This window comes from Pseudomonas sp. C5pp, from assembly GCF_000814065.1.
GTDB lineage: Bacteria > Pseudomonadota > Gammaproteobacteria > Pseudomonadales > Pseudomonadaceae > Aquipseudomonas > Aquipseudomonas asiatica.
The window spans coordinates 25,278-43,240 of the sequence record NZ_JWLN01000018.1; the positions used below are offsets into that span (position 1 = coordinate 25,278).

Genomic DNA, 17,963 nt, shown 5'->3' on the forward strand with positions numbered 1-17,963 from the left:
TGGCGCCAGTTGTTTTCAGGTTGAATTAAGGACCGGTGGTTAATCTTAACCCCGTAGACAACTTGCACAGTTCTCAGGAGAGAAGAACGATGAAACGCATGACTGCCCTGTTCACCGTAGCCGCCGCCCTTGCCCTGGGCGCCCATTCCGCCATCGCCAAGGACGTGCAGCCCGACGAAGTGGTCAAGCTGGTAAATGCCAAGGCCGTCAAGTCGCTGGACGAACTCAAGGCCGCCGCCGTGGCCAAGCACCCGGGTGCCACCGTCACCGACTCGGAACTTGAAGATGAGTACGGTCGCTACGTCTACAAGGTCGAGCTGCGCGACACGCAGAACGTCGAATGGGACGTGGCGCTGGACGCCAAGACCGGTGAAGTGCTGAAGGATGAGCGGGACAACTGATGATCCACCTACTGCGGCCGGCGCGCTACTTCGCGCTGGCGCTGCTGGCCGTCTGTTCCCTGGCCGTTGCCCGTGACCTTGATCAGGACGAAGCCCTGGAACTGCGCCAGAAGGGCATCATCCTGCCGCTCGAGCATCTGCTGGAAACCGCCCTGGGGCGTCACCCCGGGGCGCGCCTGCTGGAGGCCGAGCTGGAAGAAGACGACAATCGCTACGAATACGAAGTCGAGTTGCTGACAGCTGAAGGCGTGGTGCGCGAGATCAAACTCGATGCCAGCAGCGGTGCCCTGTTAAAAGACGAGGAAGACGACTGAATGCGCCTGTTGCTTGTCGAGGACAATGTACCGTTGGCCGATGAACTTACCGCCGGCCTGCAGCGCCAGGGCTACGCCGTGGATTGGCTGGCCGATGGCCGCGACGCGGTGTATCAGGGCCAGAGCGAACCCTACGACCTGATCATCCTGGACCTTGGCCTGCCGGGCCTGCCGGGCCTGGAAGTGCTGGCTCAGTGGCGTGCCGCCGGCCTGGCCACGCCGGTGTTGATCCTTACTGCCCGCGGCTCGTGGGCCGAGCGTATCGAAGGGCTGAAGGCCGGGGCCGATGACTACCTGAGCAAACCCTTCCACCCCGAAGAACTGCAGCTGCGCATCCAGGCGTTGTTGCGCCGTGCCCGTGGCCTGGCCAACCAGCCAACGCTGGAAGCGGCCGGCCTGCACCTGGACGAAAGCCGGCAGTGCGTGAGCCGTGACGGCGTGGATATCCAGCTGACCGCCGCCGAGTTCCGCCTGCTGCGCTACTTCATGCTGCATCCGCAGCAGATCCTGTCCAAGAGCCACCTGGCCGAGCACCTCTACGACGGTGAAACCGAGCGCGACTCCAACGTGCTGGAAGTACACGTCAACCACTTGCGGCGCAAGCTGGGCCGAAGCGTCATCGAGACCCGCCGCGGGCAGGGCTACATCTACGCCGGGAGCGCCGCGTGAAGTCGATCCAGGCGCGCCTGAGTCTGGGCCTGGTGGCGGTGCTGGTGGTGGTCGGCCTGGTGCTGGCGCAGCTGACCCTTTGGTTGTTCGAGGTCGGCCTGCAGCGCTACCTGGAGAATGGCCTGCGCAAGGAAAGCGAAAACCTGTTGGTGGCCCTGGTGCGCGGGCCTTCGGGTCTGCAGCTGGATGAGCGGCGTATCTCGGCCGCCTACCAGCGGCCGTTTTCCGGCTATTACTTCCGCATCGATTTCGATAAAGGCACCTGGCGTTCCCGGTCGCTGTGGGATCTGGACATGCCCAAGCCCGCCGCGCCGGGCCTTTCCGACAGCCACGAACTCGGCCCGGAAGGCCAGCAACTGCTTGCCCTGCGTGCCGACTACCGGCGCCTGGGCCAGGACATCTCGATCAGCGTGGCACAGGATTATTCACCGGTACGCGAAGGTTTCCGGCGCCTGCAGCAGATCGGCCTGGGCATGGGCCTGGTGGCGCTGATCCTGGTGCTGGTGTTGCAGCGCATCACCGTGACCCGCTCGCTGCGGCCGCTGGAGCGGGCACGCCAGCAGATCGCCCAGTTGCAGCAGGGCCAGCGCTCGCAGCTGGATGCCGAAGTGCCCAGCGAACTGGCGCCGCTGGTGGGGCAGATCAACCACCTGCTGAGCCATACCGAAGACAGCCTGCGCCGCTCGCGCAATGCCTTGGGCAACCTGGGCCATGCATTGAAGACGCCGCTGGCGGTTTTGCTGAGCCTGGCCTCCAGCGAGCGCCTGAAAGACCTGCCGGATGTTCGCGCGCAGATGCGCGAGCAACTGGAGCAGATTCAGCAGCGCCTGGCGCGTGAGCTGAACCGTGCGCGCCTGGCGGGGGATGCGCTGCCTGGTGCGCAGTTCGACTGCGACGTCGAGCTGCCGGGGCTGCTGGGGACACTGGGCATGATCCATGGCGAGGGTCTGCTGCTGGCCAGGGATGTGCCGCCCGGGCTGCTGCTGCCGTGGGACCGCGAGGACTTCCTGGAACTGCTCGGCAACCTGCTGGACAACGCCTGCAAGTGGGCCGACAGCGAGGTGCGGCTGGGTATCGCGCCGAGTGCCGATGGCTACCAGGTGTGGGTCGATGATGATGGCCCCGGTATCCCCGAGGGCCAGCGGCAACAGGTGCTGGAGCGCGGTTCGCGGCTGGACGAGCAGGTAGACGGGCACGGGCTTGGGTTGGGCATCGTGCGCGATATCGTCGAGGCCTGGGGCGGGCGTCTGGCGCTGCTGGATAGCCCGTTGGGCGGGCTGCGGGTGAGCATCGACTTGCCGCGCAAGGCTCGGTAATACCAGGGCCCTGTGGGAGCGGGTTTACCCGCGAACACCGGCGAAGCCGGTGCCATGCACCGTGTCGCATTCTTCGCGGGTGAACCCGCTCCCACAAGTTGCGCGGCGCGCTTGAGGAATTTGCTGGCCATATCACCACTGCAAAAAAATTGCAGTACAGCCGCATTTTTTTGAATTAGCCCAATCTCACCCCACCCGGCAAAATTCCCCCACGAAACCTTGCGGTTTCCATCTCTCCACGGACGGAGCCCCTTGTGCTATTGCAACCGCAATACGAGGCCCAGGCCACCTCGGCTGGGCTTTCTTTTTAACCAGAAAAAACTACAGATTCCGATTACCTACATGCCTGCCTCGCGTTTCGAAAGTCGTTTGCAGCGGCTGTTGCCAGCGCCCCTGAATATTCCCCCCAAAGAATGGTTGCGTGCCGGTATCGGCGCGTTGTTCGGCCTGTTCCTCGCCGGCTGGCTGACCAGCATGGCCTACGGCCCCAGCATTGCCTTGCACCTGCTCGGCCCGCTGGCGGCTTCGGCCGTGCTGGTGTTCGCCGTGCACTCCGGCCCATTGGCCCAGCCCTGGCCTGTGCTGGGCAGCTACGCCTTGGCCGGTGCGGTCGGCCTGGCCATGCGCCAGGGCTTCGGCCCGCAGCTGTGGGTTGCCGCTGCAGCCCTGGGTATCTCGATTCTGGTGATGTGCCTGCTGCGCTGCCTGCACCCGCCAGGCGGCGGGGTGGCGGTGAGCGCGGTGCTGGCCGACCCCGGGCTTACCGCCATGGGCGACCACCTGCTGGAGCCGGTGCTGCTCAATGCGTTGATCCTGGTAGCGGTGGCGATCCTCTACAACCGCGTCACCGGCGTGCGCTACCCGAAAGGCGCGGTGCCGCGCAAGGATCTGCACCACACCCATGACCCGCTCCCCAGCGAGCGGGTCGGCATCCGTGGGGAAGACCTGGACCAGGCTCTGGAAGAACTGGGCGAGTTCGTCGATGTCACCCGTGACGAACTGGAGCGCATCATCCTGGCCACCGAGCAACACGCCCTGCAGCGCAGCCTCGGCGGCATCACCGCGGCCTCGGTGATGTCCCGCGACGTGCAGTTCGCCACGCCCGACACCACCCTGGAGCAGGCCTGGAAACTGCTGGCCAGCCACCACCTGAAAACCCTGCCGGTGCTGCAGCAGGGCAAGCTGGTGGGAATAGTCAGCCTCAGCGATCTGGTCGGCCCGGCCATGCAGCGTGGCCGCTTCAGTTGGCGTGGGTTGTTCGGCCGCAAGACAGTGCGCATGGAGCAGGTGATGAGCCGCCGGGTAATCAGCGTCAGCAGCCAGCACCCGCTGGAGCGCTTGCTGCCACTGCTGTGCGAACAGGGCCTGCATTGCCTGCCAGTGCTCGATGCCGACCAGTTGGTGGGGGTGATCACCCAGACCGACCTGATCGCCGGCCTCAAGCGCCAGTTGCTTAGCGAGGCCGAGGCTTCAGATAAGCGGGTCCCAGCGTTGTGACCAGTCGCTGGCGCCGGCGGCCACCAGCCGGCGCAGGATGGCGAAGGCCTGTTGCAGGGCTTCGCTGTCGCGTTTGCGCGGGTACACCAGGAAGGTCGGGTAGGTGAATTCCGGCGCCTGCGGTACCCGCTCGAACACCCCGCTGTCCAGATAGGCCTGCACTACCCGCGTGCGGAAGTAACCACTGCCGCCCTGGTCGAGTATGAACTGCAAGGCCAGCGGGCCCAGGTTGAAGCTCAGCGCCGGGCGCGCGCAGTCGGGCAGGGCGGCATCGTGCTGGCGACGGAAGGCTTCGCCCCAGTCGATATAGATGTACGGGTCTGGCTGGGCGACCCGGCGCACACGGATCAGCTTTTCCTCCATCAGCTGCTCCACCTGCAGGCCCGGGCCGTAGGTCGGCTGGTAGACCAGCGCGGCATCCAGCAGGCCCATCTCGACCTTGCGCAGCAGCGATTCGCCGTCGCTCACCTCGCTGCGGATGGCATGGCTGGGCAGTTCGCGGTGCAGGGCACTGACCCAGTCGAGCAGCATCGGGTTGCCCAGGCTCACCTCAGCGCCCACGTGCAGCACTTGCTGGCAGCCTTCGGGCAGCGGCAGGTCGCGGCGCGCCGCTTCCCAGGTTTGCACCATCTGGTTGGCATAACTGACGAATGCCTCGCCGTCGCTGGTCAGGCTGGCGCCGTTGCGGCTGCGCACGAACAGCTGGCAGCCCAGTTGCTGTTCCAGGCGCTGCACCCGCGCGGTGATCGCCGTCTGTGACACGAACAGGCGTTCGGCGGCGGCGACCAGGCTGCCGCAACGCACGATTTCCAGAAAGGTACGGGCCTGATCGATGTCCATGAGCTGCTCGGTGGCTGAAGGGGTGGCCTATTCTAGAGGCTTTGCACCGTTATGGGGCGTTTTTGCGTTGTCTGCAAATTTGCAGGTCGGTTGTGACTTTAGTCCCATGGCGGCGCGGGTGTAGCGGTCCATACTCAAGTTTCGCCCTTCAATAACAACAAGTACCGGGTTTCTTTCGATATGAGCTACCAGCACAGCTACGCCCATTCCATTTCCGACCCTGCCGCTTTCTGGGCGGAGCAGGCCGCGCACCTGGCCTGGCACCGCAAGCCGGCCCTCACGCTGCAAGACAATGCCGATGGCACCCACCGCTGGTTTGCCGATGGCCGCCTGAACAGCTGCTACCTGGCCCTCGATCACCAGATCGAGCAGGGCCGTGGCGAGCAGCTGGCGCTGATTTACGACTCGCCGGTGACCGGTGTGCAACAGGCCTACACCTACCACCAACTGCGCGACGAGGTGGCGCGCCTGGCCGGTTTGTTACGCCAGTTGGGGGTGAACAAGGGCGATGGCGTGATCATCTACATGCCCATGGTGCCGCAGGCGGCCATGGCCATGCTGGCCTGCGCGCGGATTGGCGCAGTGCACTCGGTGGTGTTCGGTGGCTTTGCCGCCAACGAGCTGGCCTTGCGCATCGACGATGCCCGGCCGACGCTGCTGCTGACGGCCTCCTGCGGGCTGGAGTTCGACCGGGTAATCGAATACAAGCCGCTGGTCGATCGTGCCCTGCAACTGGCCCGCCACCAGCCGCGCAACGTGCTGGTGCTGCAGCGCCCGCAGGCGCGTGCCCAGCTGCAGCCAGGTCGCGACCTGGACTGGCAGGCGGCATTGGCCAAAGCCGAGCCAGTGCCACCGGTGGAACTGGATGCGGGTGATCCGCTTTACATCATGTACACCTCTGGCACCACCGGCAAACCCAAGGGCATCGTGCGGGAAAACGGCGGCAATGCCGTCGCGCTGTGCTACGCCATGCGCCATATCTACGGCATGCAGGCCGGCGATGTGTGGTGGGGCATATCCGACGTGGGCTGGGTGGTTGGCCATTCGCTGATCGTCTATGGGCCGCTGATGAGCGGCTGCACCACGGTGTTCTACGAAGGCAAGCCGATCCGCACCCCGGATGCCTCGGCCTACTGGCGGGTGGTGGAGCAATACAAGGTCAACGCATTGTTCTGCGCCCCTACGGCCATGCGCGCCATCCGCAAGGAAGACCCTGAGGGCGAGCTGATCCGCAAGCACGACCTGAGCTCGCTGCGCCAGTTGTTCCTGGCTGGCGAGAAACTGGATTCCAGCACCCACGAGTGGCTGGAGCGGGTCAGTGGCAAGCCGGTGCACGACCATTGGTGGCAGACCGAGACCGGCTGGCCGGTCACCGCGCCCTGCGTAGGGCTGGAAGGCAGTGCGGCGAAGCCCGGGTCGAGCAACCGGGCGGTGCCGGGCTATCACGTGCGCGTGCTGGATGACGAGGGCAACCTGCTGGGGCCGAACCACCAGGGTTCGATCGTCATCGCCCTGCCATTGCCGCCCGGGTGCAGCCAGACGCTTTGGGGCGACCACGAGCGTTACCTGCAGGCTTACCTGCGGACTTACCCGGGGTATTACCACACGGGTGACGGTGGCTACCTGGACGATGACGGCTTCGTCTACATCATGGGGCGCACCGATGACGTGATCAACGTGTCCGGGCACCGGCTGTCCACCGGCGAGATGGAAGACCTGGTGGCACGCCACCCGGCAGTGGCCGAGTGCGCGGTGATTGGCGTGCATGACGAGATCAAGGGGCAGGTGCCGTTGGCGCTGGTGGTGCTCAAGGACGGCGAGGGCATTGCAGAGGCGCAGTTGCTGGTGGACCTGGTGGGTAGCGTGCGCGAGGAGATTGGCGCGTTGGCATGTTTCAACCGGGTGCGGTTGGTGAAGCGACTGCCCAAGACCCGCTCCGGGAAGATTCTGCGGGCGGTGCTGCGCAAGATTGCCGACGGGCAGGACTATGTGCCGCCTTCGACCCTGGATGACCCGGCGGTGCTGGGGGAGATCGAGGCGGTGCTGGCGGATTTGCCCAGGGCTGGCTGAGGGTTTGACCTTGCTGGCCTCTTCGCGGGTAAACCCGCTCCTACAGGGATGTCGCAGGCCTTGAGAACTGTGCAATACCTGTGGGAGAGAGGCCGGCCTGGTCAATACAGTTCTAGGGTCCTACCTGATGCAGCTGTCCCAGCCGGCTGCGCGTACGCATCAGGTCGGCAAGCGGCCCGCCCAGGCTTTCTTCCAGTGGCCGCTTGCCGATCACCAGCACCTGCCGGTCCTGGTCATACAGCACATCCACCAGGTTGACGAAGCGCTGCTGCGCCGCCAGGGAACATTCCGACAAGTCATCCAGCCCATCGATGATCCACTCATCGTATTGCCCGGCCAGCACCAGGTAGTCGATCACTGCCGTGGCCTTTTCGCACAGGTCGTCAAAGCCCAGCACCACCCGCCGGCTGTCCACCGCCAGTGCGCGCAGCGGGCGCTTGTTCACTTCCAGCATCACCGGCTGCGGCTCGGGCACATTCAGCGCCTGGCGCTGCGCTGCATTGCCCGGCCAGACATAGTGGCCCCGGGTAAAGCGCTGATGTTCGCGGTTGGCCGGCAGGCTGCGGAAATCGGTATCGCCCCCCACTTCCAGCACTTCCATCGCGCTGTTGATCAGGCGGATCACCGGCAGGAAGCGCTCGTGGTACAGCGGGTTGGGCAGCAGCCCTTCGGGTGCATAGTTGGACGTCACCAGCAGGAATACGCCACGGCTGAACAACGCATTGAACAGCCGCGTGAGCAGCATGGCATCGCCAATGTCGTGCACATGGAATTCGTCGAAGCACAGCACCTGGCAATCACCCACCAGCTCGTCGAGGGTCGCGCCCAGTGCATCATCCAGCGCCCGGTGGCGGTGCATGCCCTGGTGCAGGCGGGCGAAGAAGTCATGGAAGTGCAGGCGCAGCTTGGCCTGCACCGGCACGGCCTGGAAAAAACCGTCGAGCAGCCAACTCTTGCCACGGCCCACCGAACCGTACAGGTACAGGCTGCGTGGCTGGCCTTGTTCGAGCTGCGCCAGCTGTTCGGCCATGCAGTGGATTACCCGGCGTTGGCCGTCGCTGAGTTGGTAACCGCGGCTGTGCGCCTTGTCCTCAAACCAGCCGAGCAGTTCGCTCTGGTTGGCGGCGGCGCCGCGCAGGCGTTGGCCAAGCTGGCGTAGCGGGGTAGGGATCCAGGCAGGCAAAAGCAAAGCTCCTTGGGCGATGGCAGGGCAGGGTGCAGCTTGCCCGAGGGCAGCCATTTTGACTAATACAGAAAGTGCGCGGCAATCATCGCCTGACGAGATAGGTTCGCCATGCAGGCGTACAGTAAAGGCTGGAACCGGTGCGAGGAGGGGCGAGCATGCACGCCGACTTTGATCTGCAGCGCTTCGTAGAGGCGCAGAACCCTGTGTATGACCAGGTGATGCAGGAGCTGCAGGCCGGGCGCAAGCGCAGCCACTGGATGTGGTACGTGTTTCCCCAGCTCGATGGCCTGGGCCACAGCGCCATGGCCGAACGCTATGCGCTGGCCGGTATCGACGAAGCCCGTGCCTACCTGGCTCATCCGCTGCTCGGCCCGCGCCTGCAAGCGTGCGTGACTGCGCTGCTGCAGCACCATGACAAGAGTGCCCGTGAAATGCTCGGCAGCCCTGACTACCTCAAGCTGCGCTCGTGCCTGACCCTGTTCGCCCAGGCCGCGCCCGGCAACCCGTTGTTCCAGCTGGCGCTGGTGCAGTTCTACGACGGTGAGGCGGACGCCCTGACACTGGCCATGTTGCAGGGTTAGTTCAGGCCTTTTGTTCCAGTTGGCGCTCGATCATGTACTTCACTGCCAGCCGACGTTCTTTCAGGCGGCGCAGGTCTTCATCCTCGAAGTTGCCCGCCGAAATCGACTCGGCGGCCAGCACCTGGTTGTCGATGTCCATGTATTCGTCCAGCAGACGGTCCAGTGCCTTGTCCTGCTGTCGGCGCTGCTGGACGATTTCGCGCGGGTAGTGCAAGTCCTGGTAAAGATCGTGGGAGACAGGCATGGGGTCCTCCTTGGTCAATGCAGATGGCTCATCTGATTGGAAGGGAGGAATGCGATTGTGTTGAAGCCAAGCGGGCGGAAAGCGACGGATGGTCGCCTCGCCAACCACGAAAATGACTAACTCGCTGTTTTTTGGTAATTTTTTTTCATCAGGGGGTTCACAGACCGAAAGTTTGTTGTTAAAGTGCCGCGCATTCCAAGACAACAACCCAGTTGTCACTCAGTTGGAATTGTCAGAGCAGCAGATGCTGCATCCGATACAGGGGCGTCGCCAAGCGGTAAGGCAGCAGGTTTTGATCCTGCCATGCGTTGGTTCGAATCCAGCCGCCCCTGCCATTTTCTTGCTTCAAACGTATCTCGGTCCGGTGCTTGGAAAGACTAGCGCTGGGCTTTGTCGTTTCCGCAGGTTTTGCCGAAGGCTCTGTTCGGTCACCTGGCCGTTCCAAGCATCTCGTTCAGCAAGCGGGCCAGTTCATCGGCCTGTACCGGCTTCTGGATCACCAGGCTGCCCGGCAACTCCAGTCCCTGCAACTCTGCATAACCGGTAAGAAGCACCACCGGCAGGTGCGGGTAGCGCTCGCGCGCCGCCAGGGCCAGTTGCGCACCGTTGAACTCGGGCATGGCGAAATCGCTCAGTAGCAGGTCGATCTGCTCATCCAGCAAGGCCAAGGCCTGTTCGCCACTGTGCGCCTGGCGTACCTGGTAGCCGTACTGGCGCAACACATCACCAAGCATGTCGCGTACCAGATGGTCGTCATCCACCAGCAGCACGGTGCGATTACAACCGCTTTCGCTAGTCGAGTGGCTGAGCAGCGACGGCATCGGTTCGTTGACGGCTTCACCCTTGACTGCCGGCAGATACACGGCCACCTGCGTACCACGCCCCGGCGTGGTGTCGATGCGCACGCCACCCCCGGACTGTTTGGCGAAGCCGAATACCTGGGCCAGGCCCAGGCCCGAACCCTTGCCGATATCCTTGGTGGTGAAGAACGGTTCGAACACCTTGGCCAACACCTCTTCGCTCATGCCGCAGCCGGTATCGCGGATACTCAGCATCACGTACTCGCCAGGGTCCGGGTCTTCCGGGCGCTGTGGACGTGCGTCGATCCGGGTGTTGCGGGTCGACAGCGTCAGCTGGCCACCGTCGGGCATGGCATCGCGGGCATTGATCGCCAGGTTGAGAATGATCATTTCGGTCTGGGTCGGGTCGGTCAGGGCCTGCCACAAGGTTGGTTCCAGGTCCAGGCGCACCGAGACATTGCCGCCCAAGGTGCGGCGCAGCAACTCTTCCAGCCCGGCCAGGGTGCGGTTGAGGTTCAGCGCCACCGGCTCCAGGCGCTGGCGGCGGGAGAAAGCCAGCAACTGCGAGGTCAGCTTGGCGCCGCGCTCGCCGGCTTCGCGGATGTGCTTGAGCCGCGCACTGGCCTTTTCCAGGTCGGCTTTGGCCAGGTCGCGCTCAAGGAAGCTGGCGCCGGTGAGGATTACCGTCAGCAGGTTGTTGAAGTCGTGAGCCACACCGGCGGTCAACTGGCCGACCGCTTCCAGGCGCTGCATCTGCTGCAGCGCGGCCTCGATGCGTTCGCGTTCGGCGATCTGCTCGCGCAGGCGGGCGTTGGCTTCGGCCAGGCCCAGGGCGGCTTCGCGCTCGCTGGTGATGTCGCGTGCCACCACGTACAGCAGGGTGTCTTCCGGCACCACCACCCACGATAACCAGCGCTGCTGACCACCGGCATCCAGGATACGCCCGACAAAGCGGGCGCTGGTGCGACCATGGGCGAGGGCAGCCAGTTCGGTGAGCAGCAGTTCCTGGTCGGGCTCGGGCAGCAGGTGCAGCAAGGACGACTGGCTCAGGCGTTCGCGGGACAAGCCCAGGCTGGCTTCCCAGGCGGGGTTCAGCGCGACTGGGGTCAGGTCCTTGTTGAGCACGGCCAGCAAGTCTTGCGACAGCTCCCAGGCACGGTCGCGTTCGCGGGTGCGGCGCTCGACCCTTTCCCCCAGCATTTCGTTGAGCTGGCGCAGTGCCTGGGTGGCCAGGCGTTGGGTGTGGATGTCCTGCAACACCCCGGAAAAGCGCACGCACTGGTCGTTGACGAACCGGCTCTGGCCGCTGCTGAGCAACCAGCGCGGTTCCAGGCCGTCGGGTTGGGCGATGCGGAATTCGACCCGATACAGGCCGCCACCTTCCGGGCACATGGCCTGTTCCACCGCCTCGCGCACCTGCGGCAGGTCGTCGGGGTAGATGCCGGCGTAAAACACCTCGAGGCTCATTTCAGTATCGGTGGGTAGACCGAACAGGGTTTTGCAGCGGTCATCCCACAACAACAGGCCTTCCTGCGGGCGCATGTCCCATGTGCCCATGCCGGCAGCGTCGATGGCAATGCGTGCACGTGCCTCGACGTCTGCCAGGGCCTCTTCGGCGCGGCGCCGGCGCTGGCGCTCCTGCACTTCGGTCAGGGCCCGGCGCACGGCCTTGGGCAGTAGCGGCAGGTTCTTCTTCAGCACATAGTCGGTGGCGCCCAGGCGGATCATTTCCACCGCATGTTCTTCGCCATAGATACCAGACAGGAAAATGAACGGAATGTCGGGTGCCAGGCGCTGGGCGATGGCCAGCACATCGGTGCCGGACGAGCCCGGCAGCACGCAGTCGCACAAGATCAGGTCGTAGTGGGCCTCGCTCAGGGCTTGCTCGACACCGGCATGGTCGAACACCAGCTGCGCCTGCACCTGCAACCCGCTACGTTCCAGGCGCATCAGGGTCAGCTCGGCGTCCATCGAGTTGTCTTCGACCATCAGCAGTTTCAGCGGCGTTGGCTGCATCGTCGCGGCCACCTCAGATGCTGCCACGCCGGTTCAGGCGCAGCGAGCCGGGTGGCGGTTCGTTGAGTACCGCCCAGAACACCCCCAGGTCGGAAATGGCGGCGACGAATTCCTTGAACTCCACCGGCTTGACCACGTACGCGTTCACCCCCAGCTCGTAGGCGCGCAGCAGGTCGGGCTCCTCGCGCGAGGACGTCAGCATCACCGTCGGGATGCTGCGCAGCTCGGCGGTGGCGCGCACTTCCTTCAGCACCTCCAGGCCGTCGACCTTTGGCAGTTTCAGGTCCAGCAGCAGCACGGCGGGGTTGCCATCGTCACGTTCGGCATAGGCATTGCGCCGAAGCAGGTAGTCGAGTGCCTCGGCACCGTCACGCAGCACGATGACCTCGTTGGCCAACTGGCTGCGCTCCAGCGCCAGGAGCGTCAGCTCCAGGTCCCGTGGGTTGTCTTCGACCAGCAGGATGGGTTTGAGCATGATGGTAGCGGTGCCTCAGGTAGTCGCGGGATGGCGCGGGAGGGTGAAGTGGAAGGTTGCACCCTGGCCAACCTTGCCATGGGCCCAGACCCGACCGTCATGGCGTTCGATGATGCGACGCACGCTGGCCAGGCCGATCCCGGTGCCTTCGAAGTCTTCCATGCGGTGCAGGCGCTGGAACACGCCGAACAGTTTGTTGGCGTAGGCCATGTCGAAGCCCACTCCGTTGTCGCGAATGCAGATCTCGGTTTCGCCCGGATGTTGCACGGCGCTGATGCCGATGCGCGCCGGGGTGCGCCCGCGTGTGTATTTGATGGCGTTGGCCAGCAGGTTGTGCAAGGCCATGTTGATGAACGCCGGGTCACCGACCACCTTGGGCAGTTGGGCGATGTCCCAGACAATTTCGCGGTTTTGGTAGTCGGGCGCCAGTTCGCTGCGAATGGCCTCGACCAGGGCGTTGAGGTCGACCTCGGACAGGCGCAGGGCAGAGCGGCCCATTTGCGAGAAGTTGAGCAGGTTGTCGACCAGGCTTCCGGCAAAATGCGCGGCTTCCTCGATGTGTTGCAGAAAGCGCCTGCCGCGCTCGCTGAGGCCCTGGCCCTCGATTTCGCCGAGCAGTTCGGAGTAGCCGGCAATATGGCGCAGGGGTGCGCGCAGGTCATGGGACACGCTGTAGGAAAACGCTTCGAGCTCCTTGTTCGAGCGACGCAGTTCGCCAGCCAGCTGCGCCAGTTCCTCGGCCTTGCGCAGGACAATCCCCAGCACTGCCGTGCGCAGCTCCTGCACGCCTTCGATGACTAGCGGGTGCCAGGGTTCGCAGTAGCCGCGCAGTTTTTCCTGCCAGCTATCGAAACTGTGCCGCGGGTCGAGGTTGCCCTGCGGCCCGACCTGTTTGTTCGGCTGCCCGGCCCAGTTCACCGTGCGCACCTGCTCGGGACGGAACCACAGCAGGTAGTGCGAGTGGATCTGGGAAATGGCCACTGCCAGCACACCGCCTGCATGGGCCGCGAGCTCGGGCAGTTCATCGATGTCGCGGCACAGGTTGTCGCTGTGGAACACGCTCTCTTCGCCACGCTGGGAGAGCCAGTGCACCAGGGCGTTTACCTGCGCGGCCGGAGGGGTCTTGCCGATCAGGTCGCAACGTTCGGCGGAAATGACCGCGGCACCTTGGGCGCCTGCGAAGGCCAGCAGTACTTCGGGCAAGTCGCGCAGGCCGTCGCCGACACTGTCATGGTCGGCCATGGACGAGATCATGCGCACGATGTGCTGGCGCAGCTCGAGCAACTGGCGAGTGTTGGCGTGGGACTCGCGCGACTCGATCTGCAGCGACAGCACACTGGCCAGCAGTTCGCAGGCGGTACGGGTGCGCAAGTCCACCGGGCGCGGCTGTTCGTGGTGGCAGGACACCAGCCCCCAGAGTTGCCCGTCGACCACGATCGACAGCGACATCGATGCCAGGGTACCCATGTTGCGCATGTACTGCAGGTGCACTGGCGACACGCTGCGCAGCGCGGCAAAGCTCAGGTCCAGCGGCTTGCCGGTGCGTGGGTTGGCAGCGGGCAGCAACGGCGAGGCCTGGTAGTTGGCATCCTCGATCACGCGGATGCGGTTGATTCGGTACAGCTCGCGCGCCTGGCGCGGTATGTCCGAAGCGGGGAAACACAGGCCCAGGTAGCTCGGGTAGCCCGGGTCGGCCACCTCGGCCAGCACCTGGCCGTTGCCTTCGGCATCGAAGCGATAGGCCTTGACCCTGCCAAAGCCGGTGATGCGCTTGAGCTGCAGCACTGCTTGCTGCAGCAGTTCCTCGAGGCTGCCGGCCTGGTGCAGGCGGCCTACGAAGCTGCGCACCAGCGGGTAGTAGTCGCCTTGCCCGACAAGATCGGCCGGCAGGCGAGGGGGTTCGAATTCGGCGATCAGCACCTGGTCGTGACGATGGACCAGCAGGTGCAGGTTGCCACGATATGGAGCGTCCTGGCGCAGGTGCACATCGCTGATGTGGAACGGAAAGACCTCGTCCTGCGGCAGGCGGGCCAGGTGCAGGCGCAAGTCGAAGGCACCGCTGACCAGTTCGGCGAACTCGCGACCTATCAGATCACTGGCCGGTATGCCCAGCCACTGCTCGACATTTTCACTGGCCTGGAGTACCCGCATGTCGGTTTCGTCCAGCACTAGAAGGAAGCCGTGGGGCTGGATGCTGCCAGGCAGCTGGATCGGCTCCTGGGCGCAGCGCTCGAGGGCTTGGGTGAGCGTGCTGTCTGCAATCATCTGTGAAAACGCTCCTGTCGTGTCCGTCCATGCATGCCGCATGAGTCTAGGCAGGATGAAGGGAATACACCTTAACAGAATACCCGCCGGGATAACGGCCCTTGGCCATTTGAGGAGAATGCCGGCGATGCGTTCTGTGTCGTGTGGTTTTTTTTTCAGGTGGTAGCGCTTTTTGGCTAATACAAAAAAATGGCTCGATGCCAGTACCGTGATGTCACGTCGCTGCTACGCTCAGGTCAGCAGACATCGACAAGGATAATAAGGTGACGGACCGCTACCTGGCCGCCCTGTTGGGCCTTATGTTGAGCAGCAGCGCAATGGCGGCGGACTTCCTGGTGGAAGTGCGGGTGCTGGTGCAGCGTGGCTGCATGCTGGTCAACCAGCCCCGCGATGCTGGGGCGCAGGCGCTGGGGCGCATCGATCTGGGCGCTGCTGCACGGCTGGATGGCCCAGGTGCGCCGCTCACCGGCGCGCTGCTGAGCCAGCGCCCGCCACGCCTGGAATGCAATCCCCACACCCCCTATCAGGTCCGCGTCGATGGTGGGCAGCATGGCGGCGTCGGCGAGTTGCGCTTTCTGGCCAGTGACGATGACACGGCCCGGCTCATACCTTATCGCCTCTACCGCGACGCTGCCTGGCGCGAGCCGCTGGCGGTGAATGTGGCGCATTCGGCGCGGGTGCCGGACAGCGGTTCGGTCGAGCTGCCGTTGTATGCACGGATCGACAAGCTGGCCTGGATACCGCCTGCAGGCCTGTACGCCGACCTGCTCAAAGTCACCGTCACCTGGTAGGGATGCCACCATGCTCAAGGACGCGACGCCATGAACCGCACCTCGATCCTGCTGCTTTCCCTGGGCCCGCTGCTGGTGCCCGGTGGTGCCGCGCATGGCACCAGCACCGGTTTCATCCAGGCGCGGCTGGTGATCAGCAGTGCTTGCCAGATCAGCAGCAACGAGACGCAACCGGCAACGGTGGGTAACCCCGGCGTGATGGACTTCGGCGAGCGCGGACCGAACTGGCGCCAGCCGCTGCGCAGCCGGGTTGATGATGTGAGCGGCGAAGGCAGCCTGCAGATCAGTTGCACGCCCGAGGTGCGGGCTTTCAACGTGCGCATCAACGGCGGCCTGAATGGCAGTGACGGCATACGGCGGCTGAGCAACGGCCGCGAGCTGATCCCCTACCAACTGGCGATCGACCCAGGTGGTAACAGCCGCTACGGCATCGGCCAGGCCCGTGCCTTCACCATCAGCAGTACCCGGCAGATACCGATCCCCATCTACGGTGTGGTAGTGGCGCAACCGCGTGCGCTGCCAGCCGGCCTGTACCGTGACACCCTGAGGGTGACCCTGGACTGGTAACGACACAAGGAGACTTCGATGCGAACGAACCTTTCACGCTGCATCCTCGCCGGTCTGGGGCTGATGCTGAGTTACCAGACCCAGGCCGCCACTACTGGGACTATCGAATCGACGCTGACATTGACCGCAGCGTGTCAGGTCAACGGCAGCTCAGCCTCCTCGGGGGCAGACTTCGGTACCTTGGACTTCGGCACTCACGATGCCTTGTTCAACACTGCCGACGGCCAGGTAATCGGCGGCGGCGGTGGGGCGATCAGCATTCTCTGTTCGGCTGGCACGGTACCAGTCATCCGCGTGGGTGCAGGTTCCCACGATGGCCAGTCGGCCGGGGGCAGCCGTGCGCTGGCGGATGGCGTCGGCAACTTCGTGCCGTACGACTTCTACACCGATGCCGGGCGTACGCAGGTGTTGGCCATCAACGGCACCATCACCTTGCCGCTCAGCAGCGGTGTGGCCCAGACCGTCAACCTGTATGGCCAGGCGCGCGGCAAGGTCGGCCTGCCGGCGGGGGAGTACACCGACACAGTGTCCGTCGAGCTGTCGTTCTGAACCATGCGCAGCTGGCTGGCGGGCGGCATGAGCGTCCTTGGCGTGCTGCTGGCCGCGCCTCTGGATGCGGCGACCACCAGCAGCTTCCTGGTGACGGCGCAGATCGTCGCCGGGTGCCTGGTGGTGGGCGGCGTGACCAGCTACGGGACGCTCGACTACGGCTCGCAGTCGGCACTGGCCACCGGAACTCTCGGCACCTCGTTGGGGGGTACCACGGTGACCTTCCAGTGCACCCCGGGCGTGGCTTTGAGCATGAGCGTGGATGGCGGGCAGAACAGTGCCGGTGGCACACGCAACCTCAAACGCACGGGCGGCACGCAGGTGCTGGCCTACCAGTTGTACCAGGACGCGGCATACAGCCAGAGCCTGGGGATCGGCCAGAGCGTGGCCGTGGGCTATACCGACCCGACGGCGATCAAGCTGCCGGTGTACGGGCGGGTTCAGCTGACCGGCACGATGCCGGCGGGGACTTACACCGATGTGGTGCAAGTGACGGTGACCTGGTGAATGCATCGGCACCAACGACCAGTATCCAAGGAGAGCTTCATGGGGGCAGGCGCGAAGTGGGCGCGAGGATTGATCGGAGTATCGTGGCTGGCGAGCCTGCCAGCCTGGGCGGCCACCTCGGTGCTGATCTGGCCGATCGACCCGGTATTGGAGGCTGACCAGAAGGCTGGCGCACTGTGGCTGGAAAACCGCGGAACCGCACCGGCCAACCTGCAGGTGCGGGTGTTCGCCTGGCGCCAAGGTGACTACCAGGAACAGTACCAGGCACAGCGCGAGATCATTGGCAGCCCGCCGGTGGCCAACGTCGCCCCCGGGCAGAAGCAATTGATCCGCCTGACCCGCACCGGCCCCTCGCCAGTCGGCCAGGAGCAGGCCTACCGCATCATCATCGACGAAATCCCGCCCGCCATCCCGGTGGACAAGGCCGAGCCCGGCACCACCGCGGCGATCCGCCTGCAGATGCGCTACTCGGTACCCCTGTTCGTCTACGGCGAAGGCCTGTGGGGCAAGGCAGGCCCTGAGGGCAAGGGCAATGCCGAGGGCGTCGGCAAGCCGCAACTCAGCTGGCGTGCAGTGACCGTGCAGGGCAAGCCGTACGTGGAACTGCGCAACACCGGCCCGGTGCATGCACGCCTGACTGATGTGGTGGTGCAGCAGGGCAGCCAGAGCAAACCACTGGCCGATGGCTTGCTGGGTTATGTGCTGCCGGGGGCCAGCATGCGCTGGCCGGCACCGCTAACACCGAGTGCCGGCAGTGTGCTCAAGGGGAGGGTAAACGGCCAGAGCAGCGCGGACGCCATCCGCCAAAGCCAATGAGCCTGCGCCTGAATGCCGCGCACAGGCCGTGGAGAATCCGGCAATGGTTGGACACCGTG

18 protein-coding genes and 1 tRNA gene are annotated in these 17,963 nt (G+C 64.7%); 13 read left to right on the plus strand and 6 right to left on the minus strand.

Annotated features, from left to right (window positions below; all coding sequences use genetic code 11):
- Window positions 1-89 precede the first annotated feature (89 nt).
- The 5 genes from RR51_RS16050 (at window position 90) to RR51_RS16070 (ending at window position 4,197) form a co-directional block, all read left to right on the plus strand.
- Complete coding sequence (locus RR51_RS16050; protein WP_039614065.1) at window positions 90-401, plus strand: PepSY domain-containing protein; 312 nt, start codon at window positions 90-92, stop codon at window positions 399-401.
- Complete coding sequence (locus RR51_RS16055) at window positions 401-715, plus strand: PepSY domain-containing protein (RefSeq protein ID WP_013971918.1); 315 nt, start codon at window positions 401-403, stop codon at window positions 713-715. The genes RR51_RS16050 and RR51_RS16055 overlap by 1 nt, the downstream gene beginning before the upstream one ends.
- The gene (locus RR51_RS16060; protein WP_039614066.1) at window positions 716-1,384 is read left to right on the plus strand and encodes a response regulator transcription factor; all 669 of its coding nucleotides are present in this window, start codon (window positions 716-718) and stop codon (window positions 1,382-1,384) included. It begins immediately after the preceding gene.
- Complete coding sequence (locus RR51_RS16065; RefSeq protein ID WP_013971920.1) at window positions 1,381-2,700, plus strand: ATP-binding protein; 1,320 nt, start codon at window positions 1,381-1,383, stop codon at window positions 2,698-2,700. Before RR51_RS16060 ends, RR51_RS16065 begins: the two co-directional genes overlap by 4 nt.
- Window positions 2,701-3,042: 342 nt before the next feature.
- Window positions 3,043-4,197, plus strand: coding sequence for an HPP family protein (locus RR51_RS16070; protein ID WP_039614067.1), 1,155 nt, complete (start codon window positions 3,043-3,045; stop codon window positions 4,195-4,197).
- Here the strand turns inward: RR51_RS16070 and RR51_RS16075 are convergent.
- A complete protein-coding gene (locus RR51_RS16075) occupies window positions 4,171-5,037 on the minus strand; it encodes a LysR family transcriptional regulator (protein ID WP_023663489.1) in 867 nt (288 codons plus the stop codon). The two genes, RR51_RS16070 and RR51_RS16075, sit on opposite strands and share 27 nt — an antisense overlap.
- A 180-nt stretch (window positions 5,038-5,217) precedes the next feature.
- Here RR51_RS16075 and RR51_RS16080 point away from each other — a divergent pair, with 180 nt between their 5' ends.
- Window positions 5,218-7,107: a propionyl-CoA synthetase gene (locus RR51_RS16080; protein WP_039614068.1), complete on the plus strand. Its 1,890-nt coding sequence runs from the start codon at window positions 5,218-5,220 to the stop codon at window positions 7,105-7,107.
- A gap of 112 nt (window positions 7,108-7,219) precedes the next feature.
- On the opposite strand, the gene zapE is transcribed toward RR51_RS16080, so the two are convergent.
- Window positions 7,220-8,290: a cell division protein ZapE gene (gene zapE, locus RR51_RS16085; RefSeq protein WP_039614069.1), complete on the minus strand. Its 1,071-nt coding sequence runs from the start codon at window positions 8,288-8,290 to the stop codon at window positions 7,220-7,222.
- A gap of 158 nt (window positions 8,291-8,448) precedes the next feature.
- Here zapE and RR51_RS16090 point away from each other — a divergent pair, with 158 nt between their 5' ends.
- Window positions 8,449-8,874: a DUF1810 domain-containing protein gene (locus RR51_RS16090; protein ID WP_039614070.1), complete on the plus strand. Its 426-nt coding sequence runs from the start codon at window positions 8,449-8,451 to the stop codon at window positions 8,872-8,874.
- Between the two features lies 1 nt (window position 8,875).
- Here RR51_RS16090 and RR51_RS16095 read toward each other — a convergent pair whose 3' ends face one another.
- Window positions 8,876-9,118: a DUF465 domain-containing protein gene (locus RR51_RS16095; protein ID WP_013971925.1), complete on the minus strand. Its 243-nt coding sequence runs from the start codon at window positions 9,116-9,118 to the stop codon at window positions 8,876-8,878.
- Window positions 9,119-9,378: 260 nt separating this feature from the next.
- Here RR51_RS16095 and RR51_RS16100 point away from each other — a divergent pair.
- A tRNA-Gln gene (locus RR51_RS16100) sits at window positions 9,379-9,453 on the plus strand.
- A gap of 93 nt (window positions 9,454-9,546) precedes the next feature.
- Here RR51_RS16100 and RR51_RS16105 read toward each other — a convergent pair.
- From RR51_RS16105 to RR51_RS16115, 3 genes are read right to left on the minus strand one after another with little or no spacing between them, the layout of a single operon-like run.
- A complete protein-coding gene (locus RR51_RS16105; protein WP_039614071.1) occupies window positions 9,547-11,934 on the minus strand; it encodes a response regulator in 2,388 nt (795 codons plus the stop codon).
- A 13-nt stretch (window positions 11,935-11,947) separates the two neighbouring features.
- The gene (locus RR51_RS16110; protein WP_015269730.1) at window positions 11,948-12,409 is read right to left on the minus strand and encodes a response regulator; all 462 of its coding nucleotides are present in this window, start codon (window positions 12,407-12,409) and stop codon (window positions 11,948-11,950) included.
- Between the two features lie 15 nt (window positions 12,410-12,424).
- Window positions 12,425-14,674, minus strand: a complete 2,250-nt coding sequence (locus RR51_RS16115) for an ATP-binding protein (RefSeq protein WP_039614072.1) — start codon at window positions 14,672-14,674, stop codon at window positions 12,425-12,427.
- Between the two features lie 263 nt (window positions 14,675-14,937).
- Between RR51_RS16115 and RR51_RS16120 the strand changes: the two genes are divergently transcribed.
- From RR51_RS16120 to RR51_RS16140, 5 genes are read left to right on the plus strand one after another with little or no spacing between them, the layout of a single operon-like run.
- Complete coding sequence (locus RR51_RS16120) at window positions 14,938-15,465, plus strand: Csu type fimbrial protein (RefSeq protein WP_039614073.1); 528 nt, start codon at window positions 14,938-14,940, stop codon at window positions 15,463-15,465.
- 30 nt (window positions 15,466-15,495) lie between these two features.
- Window positions 15,496-16,032 carry a Csu type fimbrial protein gene (locus tag RR51_RS16125; protein WP_039614074.1) on the plus strand — a complete coding sequence of 179 codons (537 nt, stop codon included), beginning with the start codon at window positions 15,496-15,498 and terminating at the stop codon, window positions 16,030-16,032.
- An 18-nt stretch (window positions 16,033-16,050) separates the two neighbouring features.
- On the plus strand, window positions 16,051-16,581 hold the full coding sequence (locus RR51_RS16130; RefSeq protein ID WP_039614075.1) for a Csu type fimbrial protein: 531 nt from the start codon (window positions 16,051-16,053) through the stop codon (window positions 16,579-16,581).
- A 3-nt stretch (window positions 16,582-16,584) separates the two neighbouring features.
- Window positions 16,585-17,088 carry a Csu type fimbrial protein gene (locus RR51_RS16135; protein WP_039614076.1) on the plus strand — a complete coding sequence of 168 codons (504 nt, stop codon included), beginning with the start codon at window positions 16,585-16,587 and terminating at the stop codon, window positions 17,086-17,088.
- Window positions 17,089-17,127: 39 nt separating this feature from the next.
- Complete coding sequence (locus RR51_RS16140) at window positions 17,128-17,904, plus strand: fimbrial biogenesis chaperone (RefSeq protein ID WP_039614077.1); 777 nt, start codon at window positions 17,128-17,130, stop codon at window positions 17,902-17,904.
- Window positions 17,905-17,963: the final 59 nt, after the last annotated feature.